The 24,112-nt window shown below is 36.9% G+C and carries 24 protein-coding genes and 1 riboswitch; of the genes, 11 read left to right on the top strand and 13 right to left on the bottom strand.

What is annotated here, in order from left to right; translation table 11 throughout:
• Positions 1-1,206, top strand: a 1,206-nt coding sequence (gene rlmD, locus RT445_RS05540; protein ID WP_313470037.1) for a 23S rRNA (uracil(1939)-C(5))-methyltransferase RlmD, incomplete at its 5' end; no start/stop codon positions are given.
• Between the two features lie 332 nt (positions 1,207-1,538).
• On the opposite strand, the gene RT445_RS05535 is transcribed toward rlmD, so the two are convergent.
• Positions 1,539-2,174, bottom strand: coding sequence for a hypothetical protein (locus RT445_RS05535; protein ID WP_274794515.1), 636 nt, complete (start codon positions 2,172-2,174; stop codon positions 1,539-1,541).
• A 239-nt stretch (positions 2,175-2,413) separates the two neighbouring features.
• Complete coding sequence (locus RT445_RS05530) at positions 2,414-3,598, bottom strand: MFS transporter (RefSeq protein WP_274794516.1); 1,185 nt, start codon at positions 3,596-3,598, stop codon at positions 2,414-2,416.
• A 369-nt stretch (positions 3,599-3,967) separates the two neighbouring features.
• Here RT445_RS05530 and RT445_RS05525 point away from each other — a divergent pair, with 369 nt between their 5' ends.
• Positions 3,968-4,153, top strand: coding sequence for an SE1561 family protein (locus RT445_RS05525; protein ID WP_274794517.1), 186 nt, complete (start codon positions 3,968-3,970; stop codon positions 4,151-4,153).
• A 118-nt stretch (positions 4,154-4,271) separates the two neighbouring features.
• Here the strand turns inward: RT445_RS05525 and RT445_RS05520 are convergent, their stop codons facing one another.
• Complete coding sequence (locus tag RT445_RS05520; RefSeq protein ID WP_274794518.1) at positions 4,272-5,072, bottom strand: YwqG family protein; 801 nt, start codon at positions 5,070-5,072, stop codon at positions 4,272-4,274.
• Between the two features lie 190 nt (positions 5,073-5,262).
• Between RT445_RS05520 and RT445_RS05515 the strand changes: the two genes are divergently transcribed.
• Both RT445_RS05515 and RT445_RS05510 read left to right on the top strand, forming a co-directional pair.
• Positions 5,263-6,801, top strand: coding sequence for a fumarate hydratase (locus RT445_RS05515; RefSeq protein WP_274794519.1), 1,539 nt, complete (start codon positions 5,263-5,265; stop codon positions 6,799-6,801).
• 289 nt (positions 6,802-7,090) lie between these two features.
• Positions 7,091-8,995: a heavy metal translocating P-type ATPase gene (locus RT445_RS05510; protein ID WP_313470033.1), complete on the top strand. Its 1,905-nt coding sequence runs from the start codon at positions 7,091-7,093 to the stop codon at positions 8,993-8,995.
• Between the two features lie 54 nt (positions 8,996-9,049).
• Here RT445_RS05510 and RT445_RS05505 read toward each other — a convergent pair whose 3' ends face one another.
• Together RT445_RS05505 and RT445_RS05500 are read right to left on the bottom strand one after the other, a co-directional pair.
• A complete protein-coding gene (locus RT445_RS05505) occupies positions 9,050-9,964 on the bottom strand; it encodes a YihY/virulence factor BrkB family protein (protein WP_274794521.1) in 915 nt (304 codons plus the stop codon).
• Between the two features lie 22 nt (positions 9,965-9,986).
• Entirely contained in the window at positions 9,987-10,313 is a 327-nt protein-coding gene (locus tag RT445_RS05500) for a YtxH domain-containing protein (protein ID WP_313470031.1), read from the bottom strand.
• A gap of 177 nt (positions 10,314-10,490) precedes the next feature.
• On the opposite strand from RT445_RS05500, the gene RT445_RS05495 reads away from it, so the two are divergent.
• Positions 10,491-10,712 (top strand): DUF1128 domain-containing protein, encoded by a 222-nt coding sequence (locus tag RT445_RS05495; protein WP_036123318.1) that lies wholly within the window; start codon positions 10,491-10,493, stop codon positions 10,710-10,712.
• Positions 10,713-10,767: 55 nt separating this feature from the next.
• On the opposite strand, the gene motB is transcribed toward RT445_RS05495, so the two are convergent.
• Positions 10,768-11,532 carry a flagellar motor protein MotB gene (gene motB / locus RT445_RS05490; RefSeq protein WP_274794523.1) on the bottom strand — a complete coding sequence of 255 codons (765 nt, stop codon included), beginning with the start codon at positions 11,530-11,532 and terminating at the stop codon, positions 10,768-10,770.
• The gene (gene motA / locus RT445_RS05485) at positions 11,516-12,319 is read right to left on the bottom strand and encodes a flagellar motor stator protein MotA (RefSeq protein ID WP_274794524.1); all 804 of its coding nucleotides are present in this window, start codon (positions 12,317-12,319) and stop codon (positions 11,516-11,518) included. Before motA ends, motB begins: the two co-directional genes overlap by 17 nt.
• A 189-nt stretch (positions 12,320-12,508) precedes the next feature.
• Here motA and RT445_RS05480 point away from each other — a divergent pair, with 189 nt between their 5' ends.
• The 3 genes from RT445_RS05480 to RT445_RS05470 all read left to right on the top strand — a co-directional run bounded on the left by RT445_RS05480 (position 12,509) and on the right by RT445_RS05470 (position 14,755).
• Positions 12,509-13,750 carry an aminopeptidase gene (locus RT445_RS05480; protein ID WP_313470028.1) on the top strand — a complete coding sequence of 414 codons (1,242 nt, stop codon included), beginning with the start codon at positions 12,509-12,511 and terminating at the stop codon, positions 13,748-13,750.
• A 139-nt stretch (positions 13,751-13,889) separates the two neighbouring features.
• Positions 13,890-14,024: a hypothetical protein gene (locus RT445_RS05475; protein WP_274794526.1), complete on the top strand. Its 135-nt coding sequence runs from the start codon at positions 13,890-13,892 to the stop codon at positions 14,022-14,024.
• 167 nt (positions 14,025-14,191) lie between these two features.
• A complete protein-coding gene (locus tag RT445_RS05470) occupies positions 14,192-14,755 on the top strand; it encodes a beta-class carbonic anhydrase (protein WP_274794527.1) in 564 nt (187 codons plus the stop codon).
• A gap of 71 nt (positions 14,756-14,826) precedes the next feature.
• Here RT445_RS05470 and RT445_RS05465 read toward each other — a convergent pair whose 3' ends face one another.
• Positions 14,827-15,414, bottom strand: a complete 588-nt coding sequence (locus tag RT445_RS05465) for a GNAT family N-acetyltransferase (protein WP_274794529.1) — start codon at positions 15,412-15,414, stop codon at positions 14,827-14,829.
• 217 nt (positions 15,415-15,631) lie between these two features.
• Positions 15,632-16,435, bottom strand: a complete 804-nt coding sequence (locus tag RT445_RS05460; protein ID WP_274794530.1) for a polyphosphate kinase 2 family protein — start codon at positions 16,433-16,435, stop codon at positions 15,632-15,634.
• 200 nt (positions 16,436-16,635) lie between these two features.
• Here RT445_RS05460 and RT445_RS05455 point away from each other — a divergent pair, with 200 nt between their 5' ends.
• Positions 16,636-17,349: a hypothetical protein gene (locus tag RT445_RS05455; RefSeq protein WP_274794531.1), complete on the top strand. Its 714-nt coding sequence runs from the start codon at positions 16,636-16,638 to the stop codon at positions 17,347-17,349.
• A 28-nt stretch (positions 17,350-17,377) separates the two neighbouring features.
• Here RT445_RS05455 and map read toward each other — a convergent pair whose 3' ends face one another.
• Entirely contained in the window at positions 17,378-18,133 is a 756-nt protein-coding gene (gene map / locus RT445_RS05450) for a type I methionyl aminopeptidase (protein ID WP_274794532.1), read from the bottom strand.
• 281 nt (positions 18,134-18,414) lie between these two features.
• The gene (gene thiT / locus RT445_RS05445; RefSeq protein ID WP_313470023.1) at positions 18,415-18,975 is read right to left on the bottom strand and encodes an energy-coupled thiamine transporter ThiT; all 561 of its coding nucleotides are present in this window, start codon (positions 18,973-18,975) and stop codon (positions 18,415-18,417) included.
• A 119-nt stretch (positions 18,976-19,094) separates the two neighbouring features.
• Positions 19,095-19,202: riboswitch (TPP riboswitch) on the bottom strand.
• A gap of 127 nt (positions 19,203-19,329) precedes the next feature.
• Here thiT and RT445_RS05440 point away from each other — a divergent pair.
• Together RT445_RS05440 and RT445_RS05435 are read left to right on the top strand one after the other, a co-directional pair.
• On the top strand, positions 19,330-19,653 hold the full coding sequence (locus RT445_RS05440) for a magnetosome magnetite crystal formation protein family (protein WP_274794534.1): 324 nt from the start codon (positions 19,330-19,332) through the stop codon (positions 19,651-19,653).
• Between the two features lie 55 nt (positions 19,654-19,708).
• Positions 19,709-19,831, top strand: coding sequence for a hypothetical protein (locus RT445_RS05435; protein ID WP_274794535.1), 123 nt, complete (start codon positions 19,709-19,711; stop codon positions 19,829-19,831).
• A 40-nt stretch (positions 19,832-19,871) separates the two neighbouring features.
• Here the strand turns inward: RT445_RS05435 and RT445_RS05430 are convergent, their stop codons facing one another.
• Together RT445_RS05430 and RT445_RS05425 are read right to left on the bottom strand one after the other, a co-directional pair.
• Positions 19,872-22,952: an SbcC/MukB-like Walker B domain-containing protein gene (locus tag RT445_RS05430; protein WP_313470021.1), complete on the bottom strand. Its 3,081-nt coding sequence runs from the start codon at positions 22,950-22,952 to the stop codon at positions 19,872-19,874.
• Complete coding sequence (locus RT445_RS05425; RefSeq protein ID WP_274794537.1) at positions 22,949-24,106, bottom strand: exonuclease SbcCD subunit D; 1,158 nt, start codon at positions 24,104-24,106, stop codon at positions 22,949-22,951. Before RT445_RS05425 ends, RT445_RS05430 begins: the two co-directional genes overlap by 4 nt.
• Positions 24,107-24,112: the final 6 nt, after the last annotated feature.

The raw sequence follows: 24,112 nt of genomic DNA, 5'->3' as shown, positions 1-24,112 counted from the left end.
GAAGCTGAAATATTATCAATCCGAAAAGCTTCAAAATACCGTCAGGAAGCACCTTGTCCAGTTTACAACGAATGTGGTGGCTGTCAGCTTCAGCACATGACTTATGACAAACAGCTAGTGGAAAAGCGTGATATTGTTATTCAAGCATTAGAACGTTATGCAAAGCCATTAGCTGAAACTGTAGAGGTACGGAAAACACTTGGTATGGATAATCCTTGGCACTATCGTAATAAAAGCCAGTTCCAAGTGCGTAAAGAAGGCAAGCGCGTATATGCTGGCTTATTTGCAGAAGGAAGTAACAAGCTATTGAATATAAATGATTGCCTTGTTCAGCACCCCGTCACTTCTAAAATTACTGTTGCAACACGTAAGATTTTACAAAAATTGAATATAACTATTTACGATGGTCGTACGCTTGATGGTTTAGTTCGTACGATTGTAGTTCGTACTGGTATACGCACTGGGGAGACACAAGTAGTACTTGTAACTACTCGTAAAGAAATTCCTCATTTAACTGAACTTATAACACGTATTAAAAAGATTGATCCTAGCATTGTATCCATTGCACAAAATATAAATCGTGAGAAAACTTCTTTAATCTTTGGTGATGAAACGATTGTTCTTGATGGTAAAGAAACAATCCACGAGGAGCTTGGTGAATTGGCCTTTGATTTATCAGCACGCGCCTTTTTCCAGCTAAACCCAACGCAAACTGTTCATCTCTATAATGAAATTAAAAAGGCTGCTGCTTTAACTGGTAAAGAAACAGTTGTAGATGCTTATTGTGGAGTCGGAACAATTGGACTTTGGCTAGCAGATCAAGCGAAGGAAGTCCGTGGGATGGATGTCATTCCTGAAAGCATTCAAGATGCACGTAAAAATGCACGTAATCATGGGTTTAAGCATACTAAATATGCAGTTGGTACAGCAGAAAATGTCCTAGCTAAATGGAGAAAAGAAGGGTTTACACCAGATGTTATTACTGTAGATCCACCACGTACAGGACTTGCTCCTGAGTTTATTCGAACAGTGCTTAAGCTTAAACCTAAACGTTTTGTTTATACCTCTTGTAACCCTTCGACTTTAGCTAAGGACTTACAACAATTATCGAACCTTTATCATGTTGAGTATATTCAGCCTGTTGACATGTTCGCTCAGACAGCTCAGGTGGAATGCGTGGCAAAGCTTGTATTGAAAAATAAATAAATGGCAAAAAGGACGTCTCAAAAAAATTGAGACGTCCTTTTCTTATTTAGCACAGCACAAGCTGCCTGGTGGATGATAGACGGTCTAGAAAAGTCGATACCTTAACCATTTCCCCAGGATTTAAAAGATTTTTAAATGTTGAATTTTGAACTTTTACCAAAAGAACTTTAAGACGTAAGCTTTGTACTTTTATCTTTACTCTTTAAGCTTTCAATTTAGTTTAGTTGAAAGTTTCCATTGGGTAAGGCATGTTTAAGGTTTTTACTCGCACACATGCCTTCAAGCGCGAGCGACTTTTCGTTTTCCATTTTCGCTAGGTCATGCAAATCTCGTTAAGCTTGTACTTCAATAAATGTTGTGGCATTCGACTCTGATAGAACAGCATCAACCTCAGATTCAAATTCTTCAATTCGATTACTCAATGTTTCTATTTGTTTTTTGACGTTTAGTGGATCGATTAATTCATACTCATTTCTTTTCATAAATGTTTCAGTATGTAATTTGACTTCCTCTGGAGATTGTTTGTCTTTATTGCCTAATATGTTAATTAAATAAGTTTCCAACTTGGCTGGTAATGCATCATTTTCTTTGGCAACTGTATGAATTGCTGAACGGTATTGATGCTGCATAACTTCGAGCAAATTCTTTTCAAATTGAATAGATTGCTTTCGTTCAATTGCCTCTGCAACTGTCATTTCTTCCTTGCCAACTTTCACCTTAGTTTGGGCATTAGATTGAACAACGAGTGCTTTTATTTTATTTCGATAGTGAATTAAGCCAATCACTTTATCATACGAAGCTTGCATTTGTTTTTCATACTCACCAATTTCTATACCATTAATCTTACTATTACTTTTTCGATTAGCTAATACCGAGCTAACCTCATTTGTTGCTGCTTCAATTCTTATATTCAACATTTTTAATTCTGTTAACGCACGATGAATAGATAATTTTTTCATTTCAGTCATGATAAAATCTCCCTGTCTAAGCAAGTGTATTTTTTTATTATAAATGGTAATATTAACAATGTCCAAAATATACCTTTAATTTTTTATTGATTTCAAAAGAACATGTCTGTATAATATCTTTCTAGGTGCCAAACCTATGTAACTTGGACGGAACATCCTTGTTACGCAAAAAACGCCATAACAGCACGGATTTGCTGGGCGTTTTTTTGTTTTGAGCGGGAAGATGAGCCCCGCTCTTTTTATTTTGCCATCGATGGTTGTTTATGCTTCTGACGTCCAAAAATTAGTAAAACGATTGCAACTGCAAGCAATAGCATTGCCACAAGTAAAAGGAAGCTATAATTTTTTACATATTCTAAATAAACCCCACCTAAAAAAGGTCCTGTTAAGCTACCAATGCTTAGAGCAATACCGCACAGTAAATTTCCTGTAGGTAAAAGCTCCTTTGGTGTTAAATCCGCCATAAATGTAATCCCCAAAGAAAACATCGAGCCAACTAACGTACCCGTTAAGAAAAACGCTACAGCCACAGCCATTTGGGAATGCTCTAAAAAGCTTGCAATTCCGAAAATGATAGCACCCCCAAATGACCCTATCAGCAAGATGTTCCTTCTCCCGATTTTATCGCCTAGTGCACCTAGTGGAACTTGAGTCAAAATACCACCAAATGTAAAGACAGATAAAATAATAGGAATCATACCGACTTCAAAACCTTTGCGTAAAGCATAAACTGGAAACAACGCATTTAGTGAAGACTCCAGAAACCCATAAACGAAAGGTCCTAAAAAGGCAATCCAACCAAATACAATGGCCATTTTATAACGTTGCCATCCTCTTGCTTTTAAGTCACCAGTTAGTCGCTCTGGTTTTTCATTTTGTAAGAAAAATACAAAGGACCATGCGAATAGGCACATGATGGATGAGACGATAAACGGTAAAGCTTCTGTAATTTCTATCAGCTTGACTAAGAGTGGCCCAACTGCAAAGCCTATACTAAATGATAAACCATAGATGGCCATGCCTTTCCCTAAACTTTTAGGATCTGCTGTACTTGTAATCCATGTTTGTGTCGCATAGTGTAAAGCATGATCTCCTACACCGATTAGTAAACGAAGTACAAACCAAAAGGTCACACTCTTCCATAAGGGAAATGCAAGTAAAGACGCAAAAACAAGTGCTCCACCAACTAATATAATCGGTTTGTAACCCCATTTCCGTAAAGGCTGCTCAATAAAAGGTGAAATTAATAATGTTCCTATGTATAAGCCTGTTGCATTCAAGCCATTCAATGCAGAGGATACCCCATCACGTTCAAATATGATCGAAATAAGCGGTAGTAGCATCCCTTGTGAAAAGCCTGATATGGATACAATTAATACTAAAATGGTAAATCTTTTTTTGCTGTAATCTGAGAAGTACGTCATTTTTCCCTCCAATATCAAGTCATTCTTCCAAAGAACAGCATACCAAAAAGCCTTAGCGCTCACCACATGTGATTTTACGCTAAGGCCTAACTAATACTTATCCTCATTTAATTGTATAAACACGAATTTCGGCTTTTGATTATTACCGAGTACTTGTTTAAACTCCCTCCTTTTCGAGTTAGTGTCGCAATTATTTTTTCAATCAGCTCCTTTACTTTATCTTAAAACAACTTTAACATACATCAACAATATTGTAAATATTCCGTCTATTCATTTTTAAAATTAATCGCTAAGTCCTAGGTGTTTACCTAAACATTGAAATTTCAGCTAAAATCAGCTACGATGAAGGGGATGAAATGAGGTGTACGAATGTCAAATCCAATCACTGATAAAAAGCAGCAAGTAACTTATTTAAAAGAGCGTCTTGAAATGTTTTTAGAAGTATTAGATGCCCTTGATCCTGAAACAGCTGAATTAGAAGATATTGATCGTTTAATTCAAATGATGGATGATTTAGAAGATAAAATGGAGCAATTTAATGCTCGTGAACAATAATGAATCGTAAATAGACAAGCACTATTTATACTCGCCTAAAGACTATAGGCAAACTTCAACATTTAAAAGTTTGCCTATAGTCTTTTTACTTTAGTAAAGCTTTAATTTTCGCTTGTTTTTAATGACAGTCCCAGTTATATAATACTTTGCTAAAATCTTTATTCTTTAATTCTTCCTCTGTAATGAAGAAGTTACCAACACCACAATCACCCCAAAGAATATCATCCCCCACACTATCTACTTGTAACAGCAAGATTGTAGAGTCAGTATAATCTCCGTATGCTCTTGGATCTTCTTGTGTAAAGAACGGATAACCACCTATTTTATGACCATCCCCCGTTAAAGCATCATAGAATGCATCCTCTAACATTTCATCCTCCTCTATAGAAGTTAAGATGCTGCCATACTTGTCATTACTTCTAAAATCATCAATCGACAATGGTTCCAAACCTTTTTCAAAGGATAATGCCATTTCACGCTCTACAGGAAAATACATTTCCTCACCCTCAATATTGACAAATGAAAAATCCTGGACAAGTTGCGATTCATCATACGTGATTGTTTCATGGAAAATAACCCGAAAACCTTCTTGATGTTGTCCATTATCGAAATCCATTCCTAAAACGTCATCATACCCATCAATATAAAACTGCAATATTCCTTCCTCGGGGAAATTTGGTAAATGGTTAGGTACCTCTGCAAAATTAATTTGAGCTAATAGTTTCAATGGTTGTCCATTGATGTTTTTGGGGTACTCCATCGACAATGGAAAATAAGGATCCCCTGCAAACTTACTTTGAAACAAAGTTGTTGTACTGATTTCCGTATCAACTAATACAACAGGTTTCATAGTTTCCTCTATTAACGGTCTATATTGTTCAATTTTCTCGGGTAACTCAAGTAACGTTTTAGCACACATACTAGTTCCTCCTTAATTGTGGATTCTCTTTCATATTAGAACAAACGTTCTGTAAAATCAACTCTCAACTAAAATACTATTAAAATATGCTCTTATTTAACACTCTCAGATAAGGACTCTTTTTTTCATTAGTTGAAAAGAGTATAATGTAACGTGGAAATAATCAATTTTTCTATGGGGGGCAATACCAATGAATCTACAAACTTTGGAGAAAAGTCTTTACGATTTAATTACTGAAACATCTACGAATTTACCTAAGGATGTTCGTCGTGCTATTAAAAAAGCAAAAGAGGCTGAGAATGCTGGCACTCGTGCAGCAATGAGCTTAGACACAATCTCTACTAATATTATTATGGCAGAAGATAACGTGTCACCAATTTGTCAGGATACAGGACTTCCAACTTTCAAAATTTATACACCTGTTGGCGTAAATCAATTAGAAATTAAAGCTGCAATCAAAAAAGCAATCAATGATACGACAGCAGATGCAAAATTACGTCCAAACGCAGTGGATTCCTTAACTGGTGCAAACAGTGGTAATAACCTTGGTGATGGTTTACCAGTTATGAAATTTGAACAATGGGAAAAAGACTACATTACAATTAAGTTAATTTTAAAAGGTGGCGGCTGTGAAAATAAAAACATACAATACAGTCTACCATGTGAACTAGAAGGTCTTGGTCGTGCGGGTCGTGACTTAGACGGTATTCGTAAATGTATTATACACTCAGTATACCAAGCTCAAGGGCAAGGCTGTTCAGCTGGTTTCATTGGTGTTGGTATTGGTGGAGATCGTTCTTCAGGCTATGATTTAGCAAAAGAACAATTATTCCGTCATGTAGAAGATACAAATCCAAATCCAGATCTTGCAAAATTAGAAGAGTATGTAGTTAAAACAGCTAATACATTCGGTATCGGTACAATGGGCTTCGGTGGTGAGGCAACATTATTAGGATGTAAAATCGGCGTAATGCACCGTATCCCTGCTTCTTTCTATGTATCTGTAGCATATAATTGCTGGGCATACCGCCGCATGGCTGTAGACATTGATCCTCAAACTGGCGAAATTATTAAATGGCACTATCAAGAAGGCGAAAAAATTACCTTCAAAGAAGATGAAGTGGCTGCTACAACAGAAGATACAACAACAAATGTAGTAGAGCTTACTGCACCAATTACTGAAGAACAAATTCGCTCACTAAAAGTTGGTGATGTCGTTTCTATTTCTGGTCGTATGTATACTGGTCGTGACGCTATCCACCACCATTTAATGAGCCACGATGCACCAGTTGACCTAAACGGACAAGTTATTTATCACTGTGGACCTGTTATGGCAAAAGACGAAGAAGGTAATTGGACAGTAAAAGCTGCTGGTCCAACGACATCTATTCGTGAGGAACCATACCAAGGTGATATCATGAAAAAATTTGGTATCCGTGCTGTAATCGGTAAAGGTGGTATGGGACCAAAAACATTAAAAGCTCTTAATGAACATGGTGGTGTTTACTTGAACGCTATCGGTGGAGCAGCTCAATACTACGCAGACTGCATTAAAGGTGTTGACGGTGTTGATTTAATGGAGTTTGGTATTCCTGAAGCAATGTGGCACTTAAATGTTGAAAACTTTACAGCAGTTGTAACAATGGACTCACACGGTAACTCATTACATGCAGATGTTGATAAATCATCATTAGAAAAACTAGCTTTGCATGCTGAAAGAGTCTTCTAATTAAATAAAAGGTTGCAGTGATCTATTTTACTGCACAATTTAGTAAGGCACAGAATATTCCTAGTGAATAGACTGTGCCTTATTCTTTATTCGAAACAGACTCCCCTAACCGCCTTATGAACAACATAAAACTCCTTCAAACTTCCTACTTTATTTTTATAAATTCCTTTGTTATAATAATTCTAAATAAAATAGATGGTAATTGAAATCTATTTTCAATTAAAACCACTAAATAAACACTTATTTATAGAGGTTTTGATATTGATTTTCATTATCAGGAGGGATATGAATGGAATACTCTAATCGAGAAAATATAAATTTAATTGAGAAAGTTAAGGAGCATACTGAATTAATCGCTGCTCTTATGGCCGGCATTTTTATTTTACTTGCTTGGCGTTTAGATACAAGCGGACAAACAACTGCATCAGTTCTACTGTATTTAATAGCGTTTTGTGTAGGTGGTTTTGCAAAGGCCAAAGAAGGTATTGAAGAAACGATTGAAGATCGGAAACTTAATGTGGAACTACTAATGGTATTAGCCGCCATTGGTTCGGCAGCAATAGGCTATTGGACAGAGGGAGCTATTCTTATTTTTATCTTTGCTGTAAGTGGTGCTCTTGAAACATATGCCATGAATAAAAGTCACCGTGAAATATCAGCCCTTATGAACTTACAGCCAGAAGAAGCTTGGTTAGTGCGAGGCGGTTTTGAGCCAATGAAGGTGTCAGTCTCAACGTTACAAATCGGTGATCATTTACTTATTAAACCTGGGGAACGCATTCCAGCAGATGGGGTTATTTTCAAGGGGCAGTCTTCCATTGATGAATCTGCGATTAGCGGTGAGCCATTACCTGTTTTAAAAAACGAAGGTGATGAAGTATTTGCAGGCACAGTTAACTTAAATGGTGCTATTACGATGGAAATGACAAAAGCTAATTCAGAAACACTATTCCAAAAAATTATACAACTTGTTCAAAGTGCACAAAGTGAAAAATCACCCTCTCAGCAATTTATTGAGAAATTTGAAGGGACTTATGTAAAATTTGTATTATTAGCTGTTGCCATTATGATGTTCCTTCCCCACTTTTTACTTGGCTGGGACTGGACAACAACATTTTACCGAGCAATGGTGTTATTGGTAGTTGCCTCGCCATGTGCACTTGTTGCATCCATCATGCCTGCTACATTAGCAGCAATCTCTAATGGTGCAAAAAATGGTGTCCTATTTAAAGGTGGTTTACATTTAGAACATCTCAGTGTTTTACGTGCATTAGCAGTTGATAAAACAGGTACTTTAACACAAGGTAAACCCGAAGTTACAGATTTCATTGTCCGAGATGGTGAAGATCGTGCTAAGGCTTTAGCCACTCTTGCAGGGATTGAATCTCAATCCAATCATCCACTTGCCCAAGCCATTACCTCGTATGCTAAGGCTCAAGGCATTAATGCCTTGCCTCAAGCAACAATAGAGGATATTCCAGGCTGGGGTATGAAAGGAACAATTCAAAACAAGGAATATCAAGTAGGAAAACCAGAGTTTGTGGATGCGCAACTTGCCAATGATTTTGCAAACGGCGCAGTGACTAAGCTGGCAGCAGAAGGAAAAACAGTTATTTTCATTCGCGATGAACATGGAATTGTTGCATTAGCAGCATTAAAAGATACTGTACGCTCCGAAGCTAAGAAAGCTGTCACTTTATTAAAAGAGCTTGGTATCCAAGTGGTAATGCTAACAGGCGACAATGAAAAAACGGCTAAAGTGATTGCTCAAGAAGCTGGCGTTACGGAATATGTTGCAGAATGTCTGCCTGAAACAAAGGTAACTGAAATGAAACGATTACTTACCCAACATCAATTTGTTGGTATGGTCGGCGATGGTATTAATGATGCTCCTGCGCTTGCTACTGCAACTACAGGGATTGCTATGGGTGAAGGCACAGACGTTGCACTAGAAACAGCAGATGTCGTGCTAATGAAAAATGACTTATCTAAAATCGCTTATGCTGTTCGCCTATCACGAAAAATGCAGCGAATAATAAAACAAAATATATTCTTTTCAATTGGAGTTATTGTCCTATTAATCGCCTCAAACTTCTTACAAGTAGTCGACTTACCTTTAGGTGTAATTGGCCATGAGGGTAGTACAATTCTAGTAATATTAAACGGTTTACGCATGCTTAATAAAAATGTCTAGGCTAACATAAAACAGCCCCGCTCATCTTGTACCAAGAAGCGAGGCTGTTTTTTCTTATTTTAGCATTTCCTTTTGAAGTGCCCTTTTCTGCATTGTAGCATTTAATATCCCACCAAAGATAAGGATAATCCCCGTAAAATATAGCCAGAGCATTAAAATAATGACGCCACCAATACTACCATATGTAGCAGAATAATTAGCAAAATTATTAATATAAAAAGAGAAACCATATGTGACTGCTAACCAAGCGAATGTAGCAAACATCGCTCCTGGCCAAACGCCCATTATTTTCAAGCGAGGACTTGTATTAGGTACAATCCAGTAGATCCCCATTAAAACGATAAAAATAAGTATTGGTGGAATGGACCATCTTAATCTATGCCAAATGGATTCAAACTGCTCCTCTATTCCAATGATTGAGAATAGGAAATGGCCAATTTGCTGACCAAATACAGGCAATAAGAGAGCAATCGCAATAACAAAAACGAGAGCGACTGTAAAAACTAATGACAAGCCTCTATCTAGTATACCTACTCTACCCTCTGTATCATAAGCTTTATTTAATGCACGAATCAGTGCATTAATGCCTTTAGATGCAGACCAAATTGTACCTAGTACCCCGATCGACAATAAGCTACTATTTCTATTTGTTAAAATCTCATTCAGCGTATTTTCAATCAGTTTATACACTTCATCTGGTAATACATTCACTAAAAATGAATAAACCTGTGTCGTTTTTAAGTTTAAATAAGGTAATAACGTCACTAAGAAAATAAGTAAGGGGAAGAACGATAATAAAAAGAAATAAGCCAATTGTGCAGCAAGCGCAGATATTTCAACTCGCTTTAGCCGACCTATTAAATCTTGGACAAAGCCTTTGGATGTCATCACACTCACTTCCTCTTCAGGAGAGACGAACGATTTCACAACCCCAAAAGCATTATGCATAGTTGCTTTTTTCTTCTCCATACAATTCCTCCTAAAACTACCTTTATTCCTTACGAGGTACAGTAAAGGCTGATTTGGTGTCTTCAATCATTCCCTGTATTGTAGAAGGTAAATCTTTAAATTCATCAACCTTTTCTGCAATTGTGTTGACATTTTCTGACACACTTTCACAAAGTACCTTCGCAGCTAATACTTTTTCCTCAACTAAATCCTGTAATTCTTCTCGATTGGTTGCATAATAAGAAATGGCTTCCTTCATTTTTTTAGTTGTGGCAATTGTTTTTTCCCGAGTTGTACGATCTAGCATACTTAATGCAGCACCAACTGCTGCTCCTGCCACGATAGATGCTAATAATTTACTTTGACCCATATTAAAACCCCCTGCTTGTGTAATTGCATATTCCCTATTATTTCATAAATAAACAGTCTACTGCCCTTATTCTACCCAATAACAGTCTATTTTTAAAGCAATGCCCAAATACGGAGTTGACATTTTTTTTATTCAATGAAATGATATGTGCGAGGAGAACGAAAGGTAGGGTAAAAAATGGATTTATCAGTTCCATCTAAAGAAAACGTTGTTTATATGGTTGATCAAATGAAAGACAAGCTTCGCATGGTGAATGTCGATGCGATGAAATCGGAACACTTCGATGAAGCAAATTATGAAGATTTAGTGTATTTATATGAAATGGTTATGAAAAGAGAAACATTTAGCCCAAGTGAAATGCAAGCAATTGTCGCTGAATTAGGATCTTTACGTAAATAAGTCAATAAAAAGGCCATTAGCAAGAGACATTTTGTCTGTTGCTAATAGCCTTTTTTTATTGTGTATTTTTAGCTTCCGAACCATCCTCAGTCACTAATGGCTGGATGAGCACCTCAACACGACGATTCTGTGCACGACCCTCTGCTGTATCATTCGGTGCAATAGCTCGGTTTTCACCATAACCCTTCGCACTAAAGTTCTCCGATTTTAATTGTGAATTACTATCCAATAATACCATGTAAAAATTGGATGCACGCATTAAGGACAACTCTAAATTTGATGAGAAATTAGGTCCAGCTGGCACATTATCCGTATGACCCGTAATGACAATGTTACGTGGCGGATTAGACACTAGTACATCTGCAAGCTCTTTGGCAATTGGAATATATTCTGGTTTAATCGTTGCTTGACCAGGATCAAATAAAATACTATCTCGAATTGTCACAAGTAACCCTTCATCCGTCATCTCTGTTGCAAATTGTTCTTCCATTTCATTGACGGCAATAAAGTTATCCACACTATCTTTAATAGCTGCTAGCTCTTGCTGATCTTTTAAATAGGCTGAATTTTGCTGTGGTGTTTGGTCGCTGTCCGCATTTGGAGTTGGTACTGGTGCTGGTTGCTCTAAAAAGCTTGTTCCACCTTCAAATACTTGATTAAATACTGCTGACATTCTATCTAACTTTTCTTGGTCGACTGAACTTGAAGCAAATAAAATAATAAACACCGCTAAGAGCAGCGTTAAGATATCTGCATATGGTACTAACCAAGATTCATCAATATGCTCATCATGCTTTTTTTTCTTAGCTTTCTTTGCCAAGGCCACCCGCCCCGCTTTCACCAGAAATTTGACGACGTTCTTCCATCGTTAAGTATGATGATAATTTCTGTTCAATAACACGTGGAGCCTCCCCTTCTAATACTGAAAGGATACCCTCAATCATCATTCTCTTTTGTTTTACTTCTAAAGCAGACTTACGCTTTAATTTGTTTGCAAATGGGTGCCATAACACATAACCAGTAAAGATACCGAGTAATGTGGCCATGAAGGCTGCCGAAATAGCATGTCCAAGTTTTTCAATATCGTTCATATCTGCCAATGCGGCAATTAACCCTACTACTGCACCAAGAACCCCTAGAGTAGGTGCATATGTACCTGCTTGCGTAAAGATAGCAGAACCACTAGCATGACGCTCTTCCATTGCCTCTACTTCTTCCGTTAGTACGTCACGAATGTAATCAGCATTTTGACCATCAATTGCTAATGTAAGACCATTTTTTAAAAATGGGTCTTCAATTTCCGAAGCTTTACTTTCTAGCGCTAATAATCCTTCACGACGAGCTAAATCAGCCCATTGTGAAAACATTTTAATAATTTCTATATCATCTGCTAATTTAGTTTCTTTAAAAAGAATTTTAAATAGCTTTGGTACACGCTTTAACTCCTTCATAGGAAAGGCAATTGTTACTGCGGAAATAGTACCAAAAATGATAATTAGAATGGCTGCTGGGTTATAAAATGCAGATAAACTTACACCCTTCATGACCATCCCTACTAACAGCGCTATTAACGCAATTATCAACCCTATAACTGATGACTTATCCATCCTAGAACCTCCAAATCTACTAATAATGTTAATTTCGGCTGTTTTTCCATAATTTAAATATATAAATGTAGTATAAATGTATTTCACTTATTTTTCGATGAAATTAATGCTTTTTATTCACATTTCGACCATTTTTGATTATATTGAATTAAGAATATTACACTAAACTGTCTTATTTCGAAAGGGGATATGAATTTGTTATTATCATTCGACACAAAATTAATAAAATATGCTGAATTGGCGGTAAAAGTAGGAGTAAATATCCAAAAAGATCAATATCTTTATATAAGCTGTTCGACCGATAACTTAAAATTAGCACAAATAATTACTAAAATTGCTTATAAAAATGGTGCAAAGCAAGTATTCGTCGATTTATCAGATGACGAACTTGTACGCGCTCGCTATGAAGGAGCACCAAAAGACTCATTTGATTTCTTCCCTCCTTGGAAAGTACAAGAGCGAGAATGGTTGGCGGATCATGGAGCTGCATTCTTAAGCATTAGTTCACAAAACCCAGATTTATTAAAAGGTATAGAACGAGAAAGAATCATGGCCTTTCAAAAAGCATCTGGTCAAGCATTGGCTAACTATTATCAATGGCTACAAGCAGATAAATTTAGCTGGTCAGTGATTGCTGCACCTTCTAAGGCTTGGGCAGCAAAGGTTTTCCCTAATTTACCAGAAGATCAACAAACCGATGCCTTATGGGAAGCGATCTTTGCAGCGACACGTATTGACGTTGAACAGTCTGTTGAAGCTTGGCATGCTCATGATCAGGAATTACATAGCAAAGCCGACTATTTAAACTCAAAGCAATATAAGTCACTTCACTATACTGCACCAGGCACTGACCTCATGATTGAGCTACCTGCACATCACATATGGACAGGTGGGAGTAGTATCAACATACAAGGCCAGGCATTTATGGCCAATATGCCTACAGAAGAAATTTTTACTGCACCGTTAAAAACAGGTGTTAATGGCTATGTAACAAGCACTAAGCCATTAAGCTATGGCGGCAATATTATCGATCATTTTACATTAACATTTAAAGATGGTCGTATCATTGACATCAAGGCTGAGCAAGGGCAAGACATTTTAGCTGCTCTAGTTGAAACGGATGAGGGAGCTCATTACCTTGGTGAAATAGCATTAGTACCACATGCATCACCTATCTCACAATCTAATTTGTTATTTTACAATACATTATTCGATGAAAATGCCTCCAATCATTTAGCCATCGGAAGTGCTTATGCATTTTGTATAGAGGGTGGTAAAGAAATGACTACTGAGGAATTAAGTGCACATGGACTTAACCAAAGCTTGACTCATGTTGATTTTATGATTGGTTCGAACAAAATGAATATAGACGGAATTACTAACGATGGTCAAAAAGAACCTATATTCAGAGATGGAAATTGGGCATTCTAAATAATCCATTCCTACTACTAGTATTCTAGGCTAACTATGTTAAGGTTGTCATAAATTATCCTTAGATTTTACTAGGAACCTATTGTATAATTGTTTTAGGGTAATTAATAGATCATTTAAGTAGAGAGGAGCTCTAATAATGTTCATTACAACTGTTCTTGGCTTTACAGTAGTTTTATTAATTTCTATGGCATTCTTCATCCACTACCTACAAGTTGGTTTAGATAGCAAGTCTTCAGTAACTGTAGATCCAAAGCCAAACGAAAAATTCTAATGTATAAAAAACAGCTACTATAAAAGTAGCTGTTTTTTTATAGCCTACAATTTAAAAATGTATGAAGTTGCTCCTTTATTGTAAAAATTATCTGAATAAAGTCTTTATAGTTTGCATATTTAAAATTTTGCTCTAAAATATTTTTTGTAAGGAAGGGAGCAATTTTCATGACAATGTTACAAGATATTTTAGAGTTTAACAAAGTGTTTGTCGAAGAAAAAAAATATGAACCATTCATCACTACAAAATATCCTGATAAACGTATTGTTGTTTTATCTTGTATGGATACTCGACTGGTAGAGCTTTTACCGAAAGCAATGAATTTACGTAATGGCGATGTTAAAATTGTGAAAAGTGCTGGCGCTTTAGTTAGCCATCCTTTCGGCGCAGTTATGCGTAGTTTATTGGTTGCTGTTTATGGCCTACAAGCAGATGAAGTTTATGTCGTTGGGCATTATGACTGTGGTATGAGTGCAGTTGATCCCGAAGCAATGTTAAGTGAAATGATTAAAAGAGGTATTGATCCAAAAACAATTAATATGCTAGAATATTCCGGTTTTGACTTAAAAGAGTTTTTACGTGGTTTTGGTGATGTAGCGACAAGTGTTAAAAAAAGTGTCGATACAATTCGTAATCACCCGCTAATGGTGAAAGATGTACCTGTTCATGGCCTCATTATCGATCCAAATACAGGTCATCTAGATTTAATTGAAGATGGTAATAAACAATAGTCATTACCTTTTGATTTACAACTAATAAGGTGCCTATCTTTCTCCATAACGAAAGATAGGCACCTCTCTAATTATTCATCCTCTAAACGTGCATATATAAAATGATCTACCCATTGACCATTTATATACAACAGCTTTCTTAACAGCCCTTCCTGTTGAAACCCTGCTTTCTCTAATACGCGCATAGAAGGTGCATTTTGAGTAGAAACATATGCCTCTACACGATGTAGGCCTATTTGATCGAACGCGAATCGTACCACCATATTTACGGCCTCTGTGACGATTCCCTTCCCTACATAAATTTCATCCATCGCATAGCCAACAAATGCACTTGAGTATGGTAAGCGTTTTACAGCATAAAGTGCAATATGTCCTATTAGATTGTTTGTACCATGCTCAAAAATACCAAAAGTATATTCTCGCTTTGACTCCATCAAATAGAGACTTTCTTGAATTTTTTTGTATTGAGCGTCAATTGTATAATATTCTGGTCTTTGTAGTGGCTCGTAAATAGACCAAAAGTATTTATTTCGGCTTACGAGACCCGTTAAACTTCGTGCATCTTTTTCTTGGAATGTGCGGATGTAGCATTTTTCTCCCTTTATCGTTACCACATTCCCACCCTTTTTTCTTAATAGATTCCAAATTTTAAGCACCATTTCTCCACACTAGCCTTCCAATAAATATCAGTACATTCATCATTCTGGTAACATCACTACTTTGAATTTAACATAGCTTAAAAATGGTTTTCATTCGCTACATTTCAAAGGTTGAACATTTACTTTATTTCATTGTATGTAAGAAAAGATGCTGCTACAACTAAAACAACTCATGTCCTATTTCATAGCAGCACAATTCATTATTTTGATTTGGTTCTTACTTCTCGTCCCCAATTTCTAAACTGGACGAATCAGCATCCTCTAGTTGGCCATTATCTAATACATTTGTTAAATGGAGACCACGTTTTAGAGCCTCTCGTTCAATATGTGCAATGGTTTCCTGCAGCACCTGTACACGGGCGTGCTTTTTATCATCACCAGCAACTAAGATCCATGGAGCATCCTTTTTATCAGTCTTTTCAAACATTTCATTTGCCGCTTCAATATACTGTGGTGTTTTTTCACGATTTCGCCAATCTTCGTCTGTTAGCTTCCAAGACTTATAAGGGTTTTGTTCCCGTTCTTTAAAGCGTTTTAATTGTTCTTCATCTGATACATGAAGCCAAAATTTAATGATTATGTAATCTCCTGCAGTTAAAATTTTCTCGAAGTTATTGATTTCTTCATACGCACGAGACCATTCATCCTTCGATGCGAATCCTTCGATACGTTCTACTAATACACGACCATACCAAGAACGATCAAAAATAGCGATTTGCCCATGCTGCGGTAACTTTCTCCAGAATCTTTGTAAATAGTTATAGCGCAATTCATGAGGCTGTGGAGCTGAAATAGGGTGTACAACATAACCTCGTGGATCGACACGTTCAATTAGTCGTTTAATAGCGCCACCTTTACCAGCGGCATCCATTCCTTCAAATACCAAAATTAAACCAATTTTGTTTTTTAATAAAAACTGTTGGGCATTTAACATTTCATATTGGAGTACTTTTAATTTCTTTTTATACATTTTTTTATCTAGTTCAATCGATAAGTCTAGATTTTTTAAATTTTGTGCCAATGAAACTTCACTCCTTTTATGTAGATAATCCCATTGTACTAAAGAAAAATATAGATGCCTATTGAGATGGTAAATTGTAGTGATTATTAGCAAAACAACACGATACATTGTTGGAAATTTCCGTTATAATAAAAAAAGTGACAGTACTATACTTATTTGTCTTTTCCCTATACAATCTAAACACGAAGGGAGAGGAAATCATGCCTCGGTTTATCTTGATGACAATCTCTTATCTTGTCTCATTCATCCTAACCTTTTTATCCTTTTTCATGAAAATAAACGGTCAATCTTCTCTAGAAATTTCTAATCGGTTTTCTGTAGTATTTGCACCAGTTGATATTAGTCATGCAATATGGATTGTCATTTATTTATTAATTGGCTATTGGTTATTGGTGAACATTAAAAAGACATCTATGAAACAGTCTGCTCTCTTTAGTTGCATAAATATTTTGCAAGCCTTAACGATATATGTATGGCATCATGAGTTATTTATTGTTTCTCTTGGCATCACCTTGCTTTTGGTCTTGTACTTATTTATGTTGTATAATACGTACTCTCTTCACGACAAAGCGTTGTCAGGTCGTATTCCTTTCTCCATTTATTTTGCATGGATGACATTTATCTTGATTACGAATAGTAGCTTTACGTTAACGGCTTATGGTTGGAACGGCTTTGGTCTTAGCACTCCTCTTTGGGCAGTAATTTTACTGACACTTGGTGGAGCTATTGCACTACATATCCGCTTTCATCACTTTGATACCATGTATCCGAGTGTTTTTATTTGGGCTTATTTAGGAATCGCTTTACATAATGGTTTTGATGAGCTTCTTGTAACAACTGCCGCCTTATTTTTATGTGGTGTTCTCTTTGTTGGTATTTTATTTATTAAAAAAAATCCTGCCCACCAAAAATAAATTGGTTAGCAGGATTTTAAATTATATCCTATTCTTCATCTAAGGAAGTTAAAATAATTGGTTTATCTTTAGTGACAATAACTGAATGTTCAATTTGAGCTACAAGCGATTTATCAGGTGTAACAAATGTCCAACCATCACCAGCTTCTACAATATGCTCTGCTTTTGCTGAGATAAATGGCTCAACAGCAAGCACCATTCCTTCTTTCATAATCGTAGAATCCCACGCATCATAATAATTTAAAATATGATTAGGCTCATCATGTAAAGATTGACCTAAGCCATGTCCTGTTAAATTCATAATAACAGTTAAACCATTAGCATTCGCCTCTCGTTCAACCGCTTTACCTATTTGATTTAATTTAGACCCAGCTTTAACCTTTGTCATTGCTCGATCAAAAGCACTTTTAGCAACTCGGCATAGTTTTTCTTTGTCCTCATAACCCTCACCAACAACAAATGAAATGCCAGTATCTGCAAAGTATCCATTTAAAGACCCAGAAACATCGATATTCACAATATCCCCTTCTTGAATAACACGTTTTCCTGGAATACCATGTGCCACTTCTTCATTGACACTAATACATGTATATCCTGGGAAATCATATTCCCCCTTAGGTCCAGAAATAGCACCAGCCTCTGCAAACATGCGGCCAGCAATTTCATCTAGCTCAAGTGTTGTAACACCTGGTTTTGTTGCTGCTTTCATGGCTTCACGAATTTCGGCACAAATGCGTCCAATTTTTTTAAAAGCTTCAATCTCTTCTTGCGTTTTTACAATCATTTATAACGTCCCTTTCATCTAATATCTATTCTTTAATATAACATAACTTTTTATGCGTATAACGATAAACGCTTTAAATATTGTATGCTTTCCTACAATGCAAAGTGCTAAAAGAGCTATTCATGACCAAAAGTCCCTTCACATGAGTGAAGGGACTTGCTTGTTGTTGAAAAAAGTTGATAATTTTGCTAATGATTCTGTGCGAAAGCGAATATCATCAAGTAGTATAGAACGAAAAGCTTTTATACCCTTTTACAATAAATCATTTGAGGAAACTTTTATTATGCTTTTCTTTGCATTAATTGTGGAGCGGCTGTGAATAAAAGCACCCCTACAATTGCCGTTAAAATGGTTGCTGGCAACATATATGTACCATTATAAATGATAGAATAGATCCATGCATTTTGATCACCCGCATACTCTGCAAAAAATACAGCTCCAGCAATTGTATGTGCTGTGTATCGTAAAAAGCCTGCAAAAACAGTACCTATGATAATGTAAAGTGCCATTTTCGTTTTGTTCATATTTTTTGCAGCATCCAACACAGGTCCACGTACAACAGCTGCTAATCCTACAACTGTAAAGGCAACACCATAATCCAATAATCCTTGAAGCCAGTGCACAATATAAGCACCAAACATGGTTTGCATAACACCCACAAGTAATCCCGTTGTTAGCCCAGCAACTAAGCCCCAACGAAATGCAATTAACATAATAGGCACCATGACAAGACTAACAGAGCCACCTTGTGCCCATACTTTAAAGGATACTTGATCGAGCACAAGGCCAATCGCTGCAAATATCGCAATCTCCACAAGCATTAATAGTCTTTTTTTGTCCATACATATTCTCTCCTTTGTTCCGATGTAGGATACAAGAGCAGGAATAGAAATGCAGACATCTTTTTTATTCCTAAAGAATGAAAAAACGATGCCAGGACAGAGCCTGACATCGTACAAGTGTCGGTTTCTATCCACATCCCTACGCAAGTGTTAACTTACAGGTTCAAAGAGTCAAGGCATTACGTGCCCAGTCTCAGCTGACATCATCAGCTCCCCTTGTGGTCGTTACATCTGAATTTATTTGAACAATCCCATTGTACGCAAAGGATTGGATGATTACAACCTCTTCCATACATTATTTTTTTGAAACTTTGCCGTTTTTCATGCGTAAATATTAAAAAAGGAGGTACAACTATGGAGAACCAAAAAATTTTATCTGCCTTTAGTTATCTTAGTATTTTCTTCGCCCCTTTTATCGTCCCATTAATTGTTTACTTTGTAACGAAAGATAGTGATGTAAAAAGACATTCAATTCGTGCACTTGTCTCTCATTTAATTCCTTTTGTTTTTGGCATCCTATTTTTTATTGTCTTTGTTTTTTCTACATTAAGATTAGATCCAACGTCAAGTAATAATACTGTGATGGTTGTTTGGTTAGTTTCATTTGCCGTTTATGCCATTGTCTCACTTGGTATTGTCATATGGAATATTATTCAGGCTGTTCGAGTAATACGTTAATGTTTCAATTTTAAGCGAAACAGGTAGTAATAATTGTAAAAGGAGCTGTTTTTTAATGAAAGTATCAAACGTTGTGAAAACTGCTGTAAAATTGGCACCTATTGTTATTCCTATCGTCAAAAAAGTAATGGCTGCAAAAAAAGGAACAACTCCTACAGCCACTTCTCGAAAAAAATAAAACAAAGGCGTATTCCCTATTTCGGAAATACGCCTTTCACTTATTTCACTTCAAAGTATGTCTGACTATGGCCATTTAATGTCTTTTCTACATGTAAAACCGCTGGCATTGCAGATTTTAATTCAGGCACATGAGAGATTACGCCAATCATGCGACCAGAATCCTGTAAATCAATTAATGTATCGATTGCTTTATTTAATGATTCCTCATCAAGCGAACCAAAGCCCTCATCAATAAACATCGTTTCAATATGAATATTACCTTGGAAGCTTTGAATTACATCTGCCATTCCTAAGGCAAGGCTTAATGAGGCATTAAATTTTTCGCCTCCCGATAATGTTTTGACATCTCGTAGTTGATCGGTATAGGCATCGTAGACATCAAGACCTAGTCCGCTTTGTTTCGCATGCTTTTCCAATCTATCTGAACGTCTGAGCTCAAATTGACCATTTGATAAATGATAAAGGCGAATATTGGCAGCTTCAGTAATTTGGTCTAAGTAATTAATTTGAATATAGCGCTCAAAAGATAGCTTTTTCGAATTTTGGCCGTTTAATAATCCATAGAGCTCCTTTACTCTTCCCGCTTCTTGCTCAAGTAAATGAAGCTCCCTCGCTATTTCTTCTACTCTTTCAATAAAACCTTGGCAAGCTTGAGCAAAACCTCTCAACTGTTGTAAACGTTTAAATGCTTCCTCATAAGATATACGAAGTTGTTCTACTTTGGCTTCCATGGACACTAAATCTTGTTGCTCTTTTCCTTGAAGATACATAGCCCCTTCAGTAATTTGGATTTGCAATGTGTGTACCTGTAAAGCATAGTCACTACAAGCTTTTCGAAGGGTCTCTATTTGCAATAAACTCCGTTTGGCAGCTGTATATTCCTCGTAGCTGTCAAAGCCTATCTCCTGCATGCTTGCTGAGAATTGCTGACGTTTTTCATTCATTTTGAGTTGTAATTCTTCAAAAGTTTGTTTGGCTATTTCCATCGTCAATTTTGCATTACTTGTTGCTTCCTTCGCGCTATGCAATTCGTCTTGACTCTCTTGCCATCTTTTTTGCAAATCCATTTTTTGTTTACTGATATCTGTAAGCTGTTGCTGTAATTGCTGCAAGGTTGGTAAATGGTTTGGCATATGTTTAAGCTGTTCTTCAAGAACTGCTTGCAGTCTTGTCATTTCTTTCAACTGCTCAGCTAAATATTGCTCTAAGTTCATCTGTTTAGTTCGTAGCTGCTCTATTCTCTCACGTTGCTGCTTAAGTTTTAATCGCATATCTGCTAATTGATGATGAACAATTTTTAATGTCGCAATCTCTTGCTCTATGTTGTTTAATGTAGAGATGAGCTGTGCATGGTCTTGCTGTGTAATGTGCTGCTCTTCTAGTTGCTGACAGGTTTCTTGATAAAGCTGTTGCGCAGATGACAAGAGCGCTTCTTTTTCTAGGTACTTACGCTCATCTAAAGAAGCCTTAGCCCTTAACACTTCGACTTCAGAGAGCTCTATCATTTCCTGTTGCTCATTATGTGTTTGCTGGTGTGTCAAACTGCCACATACAGGGCAAGGTTCCCCGTCCTTCAACTGTTCAGCCAGAATACTAGCCTGACTTGTCAACCAACGCTGCTCTAATAATTGTAGAGCCTTTTTACTCTCCTGATAGTGAATGTCAGAAGTGGCTACGTCCTGCTTAGCTAACTCTACAGCCCCTTTGTATTTGTCTACTTGTTTTATTAATGCTACCTGCTCACGAAGTTTCGGTAACTGCTCTAAGTAGCTTTCATATGGCTCAACCTGTTTTTCATATTGTTCCATCGTTTGAGAAAATTGCTGTAACTGCCCTTGTTCTTTCTCCAATAACATAAGATTATCAGCTACTGCCTGTTTTGCTGTTTCGACATATTGTTCTGCTATTTGCAGCTGCTGCACATTGTTTTCATAGGCTTCAAATTTAGGCAATAAAGTCTGTAATTGCAATTCCTGCTGCAACATCTGTTGACGTTCAGGCTCTTTCGCCTCTTCAATCTGATACTTTTCTTGTGCCCGTTGTAGCTGCTCTTTTGTTTGTTGAAGTTTAAATTGAGCCTGTTGAAATGTTTGTTCTTTTAAGTTCAGTTCAGCACGTAAATCAATACATTGTTGTTCAAGTGGCACAAGTCGCTCCGCTTGTTCTGCTAAAACAATCTCCTGCTCCTTTGCTCGGTATCTATCCTGTTCTTTTAACAATAGTTGCAGTCTCTGCTGCCGACTAGCTTGCTCTTCGAACTGCTCATTTATTGTTTTTGCTAGTCGATAATATTCCTGCTCCTTTTGATGAAGACTATAAGCTTCATCATATTGCTGCTGTTCTTCCTCTATACATTTCTTATAGTAGCTAAACTCCTCTTCAAGTGCCTGTGTCAGTTGATGTAAATTTTCCGTATTGTCAGCAATCAAGGTGAATAAAGAGGATGAACGTTGCGGTAAGGCACCAACAATTTGACCTAATAGATGTTCCTTTAATTGCTTGGCACGTTCAAAATCCTTCTCCGCCTCTTTCCGTTTGGCATCCAGTTTTTTTGTCATGACGCCAAAACGATCTGTTTTAAAGATTTTTCGTAAAATAACTTCCTTATTTGTAGAGTCAGAGGTCAATAACTTGCGAAATTCACCTTGAGGTAACATTACAATTTGGCTAAATTGATCTTTTGTGAGGCCTATGATTTCCAGCAATTTTTTATCGACTTCAAGCGTTTGTTGTTTCTCTACGATGCTATAATCGAGCTTTCCCTCTCTTACTTCAGCTAATTCTATTTTCTTACCTGTGATCGTTTTATTTTTTTCTTTAATATGACCTGGCTGTCTTACTATTTGATAAACTCTGCCATGCATTTCAAATAGGAGCTCTACAGCTGTATAGACATCATCATGAGCAAAGCCGCTTCTCAGTAAAGCCGTATCCTGGCGATCCTCACCACTACCTGATCCGTAAAGCGCATAACAAATAGCGTCGAAAATGGTTGTTTTCCCAGCGCCTGTTTTTCCGGAAATGGCAAACAAACGATGTTCTCCAAGCTCTTGGAAATCAATCACCTCAGTATCTTTATACGGACCAAATGCAGTAATCGTTAACTTTAATGGCTTCATTTTACTGTCTCTCGCTCCTCATCTAATAATTCCTGTAACATCTCGGTAAAAAGGCGTTCCGTATCTTCATCTGGCTGGATACCGATAATATTCGTAAAGAAAGAACGGAACAAGTCTATATCCTCTAGCTTTTCTGTTTCTACAACTTGTAACTCACGTGGTGACTCTTGTCGTAGTATCTTACGTTCTACATGCATCGCATGGGGAAAAACACTACGAATGCGTTCCATCGGTGAAGAGACGGTTGTCGTATCCGTCAATCTGACAAAGACATAATCATCACTCGGTGGTAGCTTTAACAGATCCTCCAATTGACCTTCTACTACTCGTAAATTTCTTCTTGGTACGAGCTTTCTTTTGGTTACTATGCTTTTACCGTGTTCATCTAATTCAATGATTAAAAAGCCTTTTTCATGTAAGTGCTCTGATAATGAATATTTTAACGGAGAGCCTGCATAGCGGATCGTTTCATTTAAGACAAAATGTGCCTTATGTAAGTGTCCAAGAGCGGTATAGTGGAAAGGTTTAAATAAAGCTGCATTCACACAATCTGAGCCCCCGATAGAAAGCGGACGCTCTGAATCACTGGTATTGGCTTCTTCCTCACCATACTTTGTGACGAAAGCATGTCCCACAAAAATATGACGCTTACTCGCATCCATATCCTGAGTAATATGATCTATAATTCTCTGCATAGCGTCTTGATGAGAACGAATCGTTTCATCTTCAAAAATATGACGAATTGAGGCGGGCTCAGCATAAGGTACAAGATGAAAATGTACCTCTCCATATTGATCATTCAAAATAATAGGGACATGATCTTTCGTAAATTGCCCCTTGATATATAAACCACTATCACTCATCAATCGACTCCCAAAATTTAAACGACCCGCACTATCATGATTTCCCGCCACTGCTAAAACAGGAATCTGCTTCTCTAATACTATTTTCGCTAATACATCATTTAGTAAATTGACTGCCTCAATAGGGGGCATTGAACGGTCATATAGATCACCTGCGATGACAATTACATCTGGTTTTTCATCATCTATCGCTTGTATAAATTGTTGCAGAATATATTGTTGATCTTCTGTCATATAAACACCTTGAACAAGCTTCCCTAAATGCCAATCTGCTGTATGAAATATCTTCATTCTAGT

It is taken from the genome of Lysinibacillus sp. (assembly GCF_032093475.1).
GTDB classification, from domain to species: domain Bacteria; phylum Bacillota; class Bacilli; order Bacillales_A; family Planococcaceae; genus Lysinibacillus; species Lysinibacillus irui.
This window is presented reverse-complemented; position numbering and strand designations above follow the sequence as displayed.

What these genes read in the sequence shown, in the direction of transcription:
- RT445_RS05495 (WP_036123318.1), top strand. Translation starts at nt 10,491, where the DNA reads ATGGATTTATCAGTTCCATCTAAAGAAAACGTTGTTTATATGGTTGAT.
- RT445_RS05500 (WP_313470031.1), bottom strand. Translation starts at nt 10,313, where the DNA reads ATGGGTCAAAGTAAATTATTAGCATCTATCGTGGCAGGAGCAGCAGTT.
- RT445_RS05465 (WP_274794529.1), bottom strand. Translation starts at nt 15,414, where the DNA reads ATGGTGCTTAAAATTTGGAATCTATTAAGAAAAAAGGGTGGGAATGTG.
- map (WP_274794532.1), bottom strand. Translation starts at nt 18,133, where the DNA reads ATGATTGTAAAAACGCAAGAAGAGATTGAAGCTTTTAAAAAAATTGGA.
- RT445_RS05510 (WP_313470033.1), top strand. Translation starts at nt 7,091, where the DNA reads ATGGAATACTCTAATCGAGAAAATATAAATTTAATTGAGAAAGTTAAG.
- RT445_RS05425 (WP_274794537.1), bottom strand. Translation starts at nt 24,106, where the DNA reads ATGAAGATATTTCATACAGCAGATTGGCATTTAGGGAAGCTTGTTCAA.
- RT445_RS05430 (WP_313470021.1), bottom strand. Translation starts at nt 22,952, where the DNA reads ATGAAGCCATTAAAGTTAACGATTACTGCATTTGGTCCGTATAAAGAT.
- thiT (WP_313470023.1), bottom strand. Translation starts at nt 18,975, where the DNA reads ATGGACAAAAAAAGACTATTAATGCTTGTGGAGATTGCGATATTTGCA.
- RT445_RS05520 (WP_274794518.1), bottom strand. Translation starts at nt 5,072, where the DNA reads ATGTGTGCTAAAACGTTACTTGAGTTACCCGAGAAAATTGAACAATAT.
- RT445_RS05515 (WP_274794519.1), top strand. Translation starts at nt 5,263, where the DNA reads ATGAATCTACAAACTTTGGAGAAAAGTCTTTACGATTTAATTACTGAA.
- RT445_RS05440 (WP_274794534.1), top strand. Translation starts at nt 19,330, where the DNA reads ATGGAGAACCAAAAAATTTTATCTGCCTTTAGTTATCTTAGTATTTTC.
- RT445_RS05535 (WP_274794515.1), bottom strand. Translation starts at nt 2,174, where the DNA reads ATGACTGAAATGAAAAAATTATCTATTCATCGTGCGTTAACAGAATTA.
- RT445_RS05530 (WP_274794516.1), bottom strand. Translation starts at nt 3,598, where the DNA reads ATGACGTACTTCTCAGATTACAGCAAAAAAAGATTTACCATTTTAGTA.
- RT445_RS05475 (WP_274794526.1), top strand. Translation starts at nt 13,890, where the DNA reads ATGTTCATTACAACTGTTCTTGGCTTTACAGTAGTTTTATTAATTTCT.
- RT445_RS05435 (WP_274794535.1), top strand. Translation starts at nt 19,709, where the DNA reads ATGAAAGTATCAAACGTTGTGAAAACTGCTGTAAAATTGGCACCTATT.
- RT445_RS05470 (WP_274794527.1), top strand. Translation starts at nt 14,192, where the DNA reads ATGACAATGTTACAAGATATTTTAGAGTTTAACAAAGTGTTTGTCGAA.
- RT445_RS05480 (WP_313470028.1), top strand. Translation starts at nt 12,509, where the DNA reads ATGAATTTGTTATTATCATTCGACACAAAATTAATAAAATATGCTGAA.
- RT445_RS05525 (WP_274794517.1), top strand. Translation starts at nt 3,968, where the DNA reads ATGTCAAATCCAATCACTGATAAAAAGCAGCAAGTAACTTATTTAAAA.
- RT445_RS05455 (WP_274794531.1), top strand. Translation starts at nt 16,636, where the DNA reads ATGCCTCGGTTTATCTTGATGACAATCTCTTATCTTGTCTCATTCATC.
- RT445_RS05505 (WP_274794521.1), bottom strand. Translation starts at nt 9,964, where the DNA reads ATGGAGAAGAAAAAAGCAACTATGCATAATGCTTTTGGGGTTGTGAAA.
- motA (WP_274794524.1), bottom strand. Translation starts at nt 12,319, where the DNA reads ATGGATAAGTCATCAGTTATAGGGTTGATAATTGCGTTAATAGCGCTG.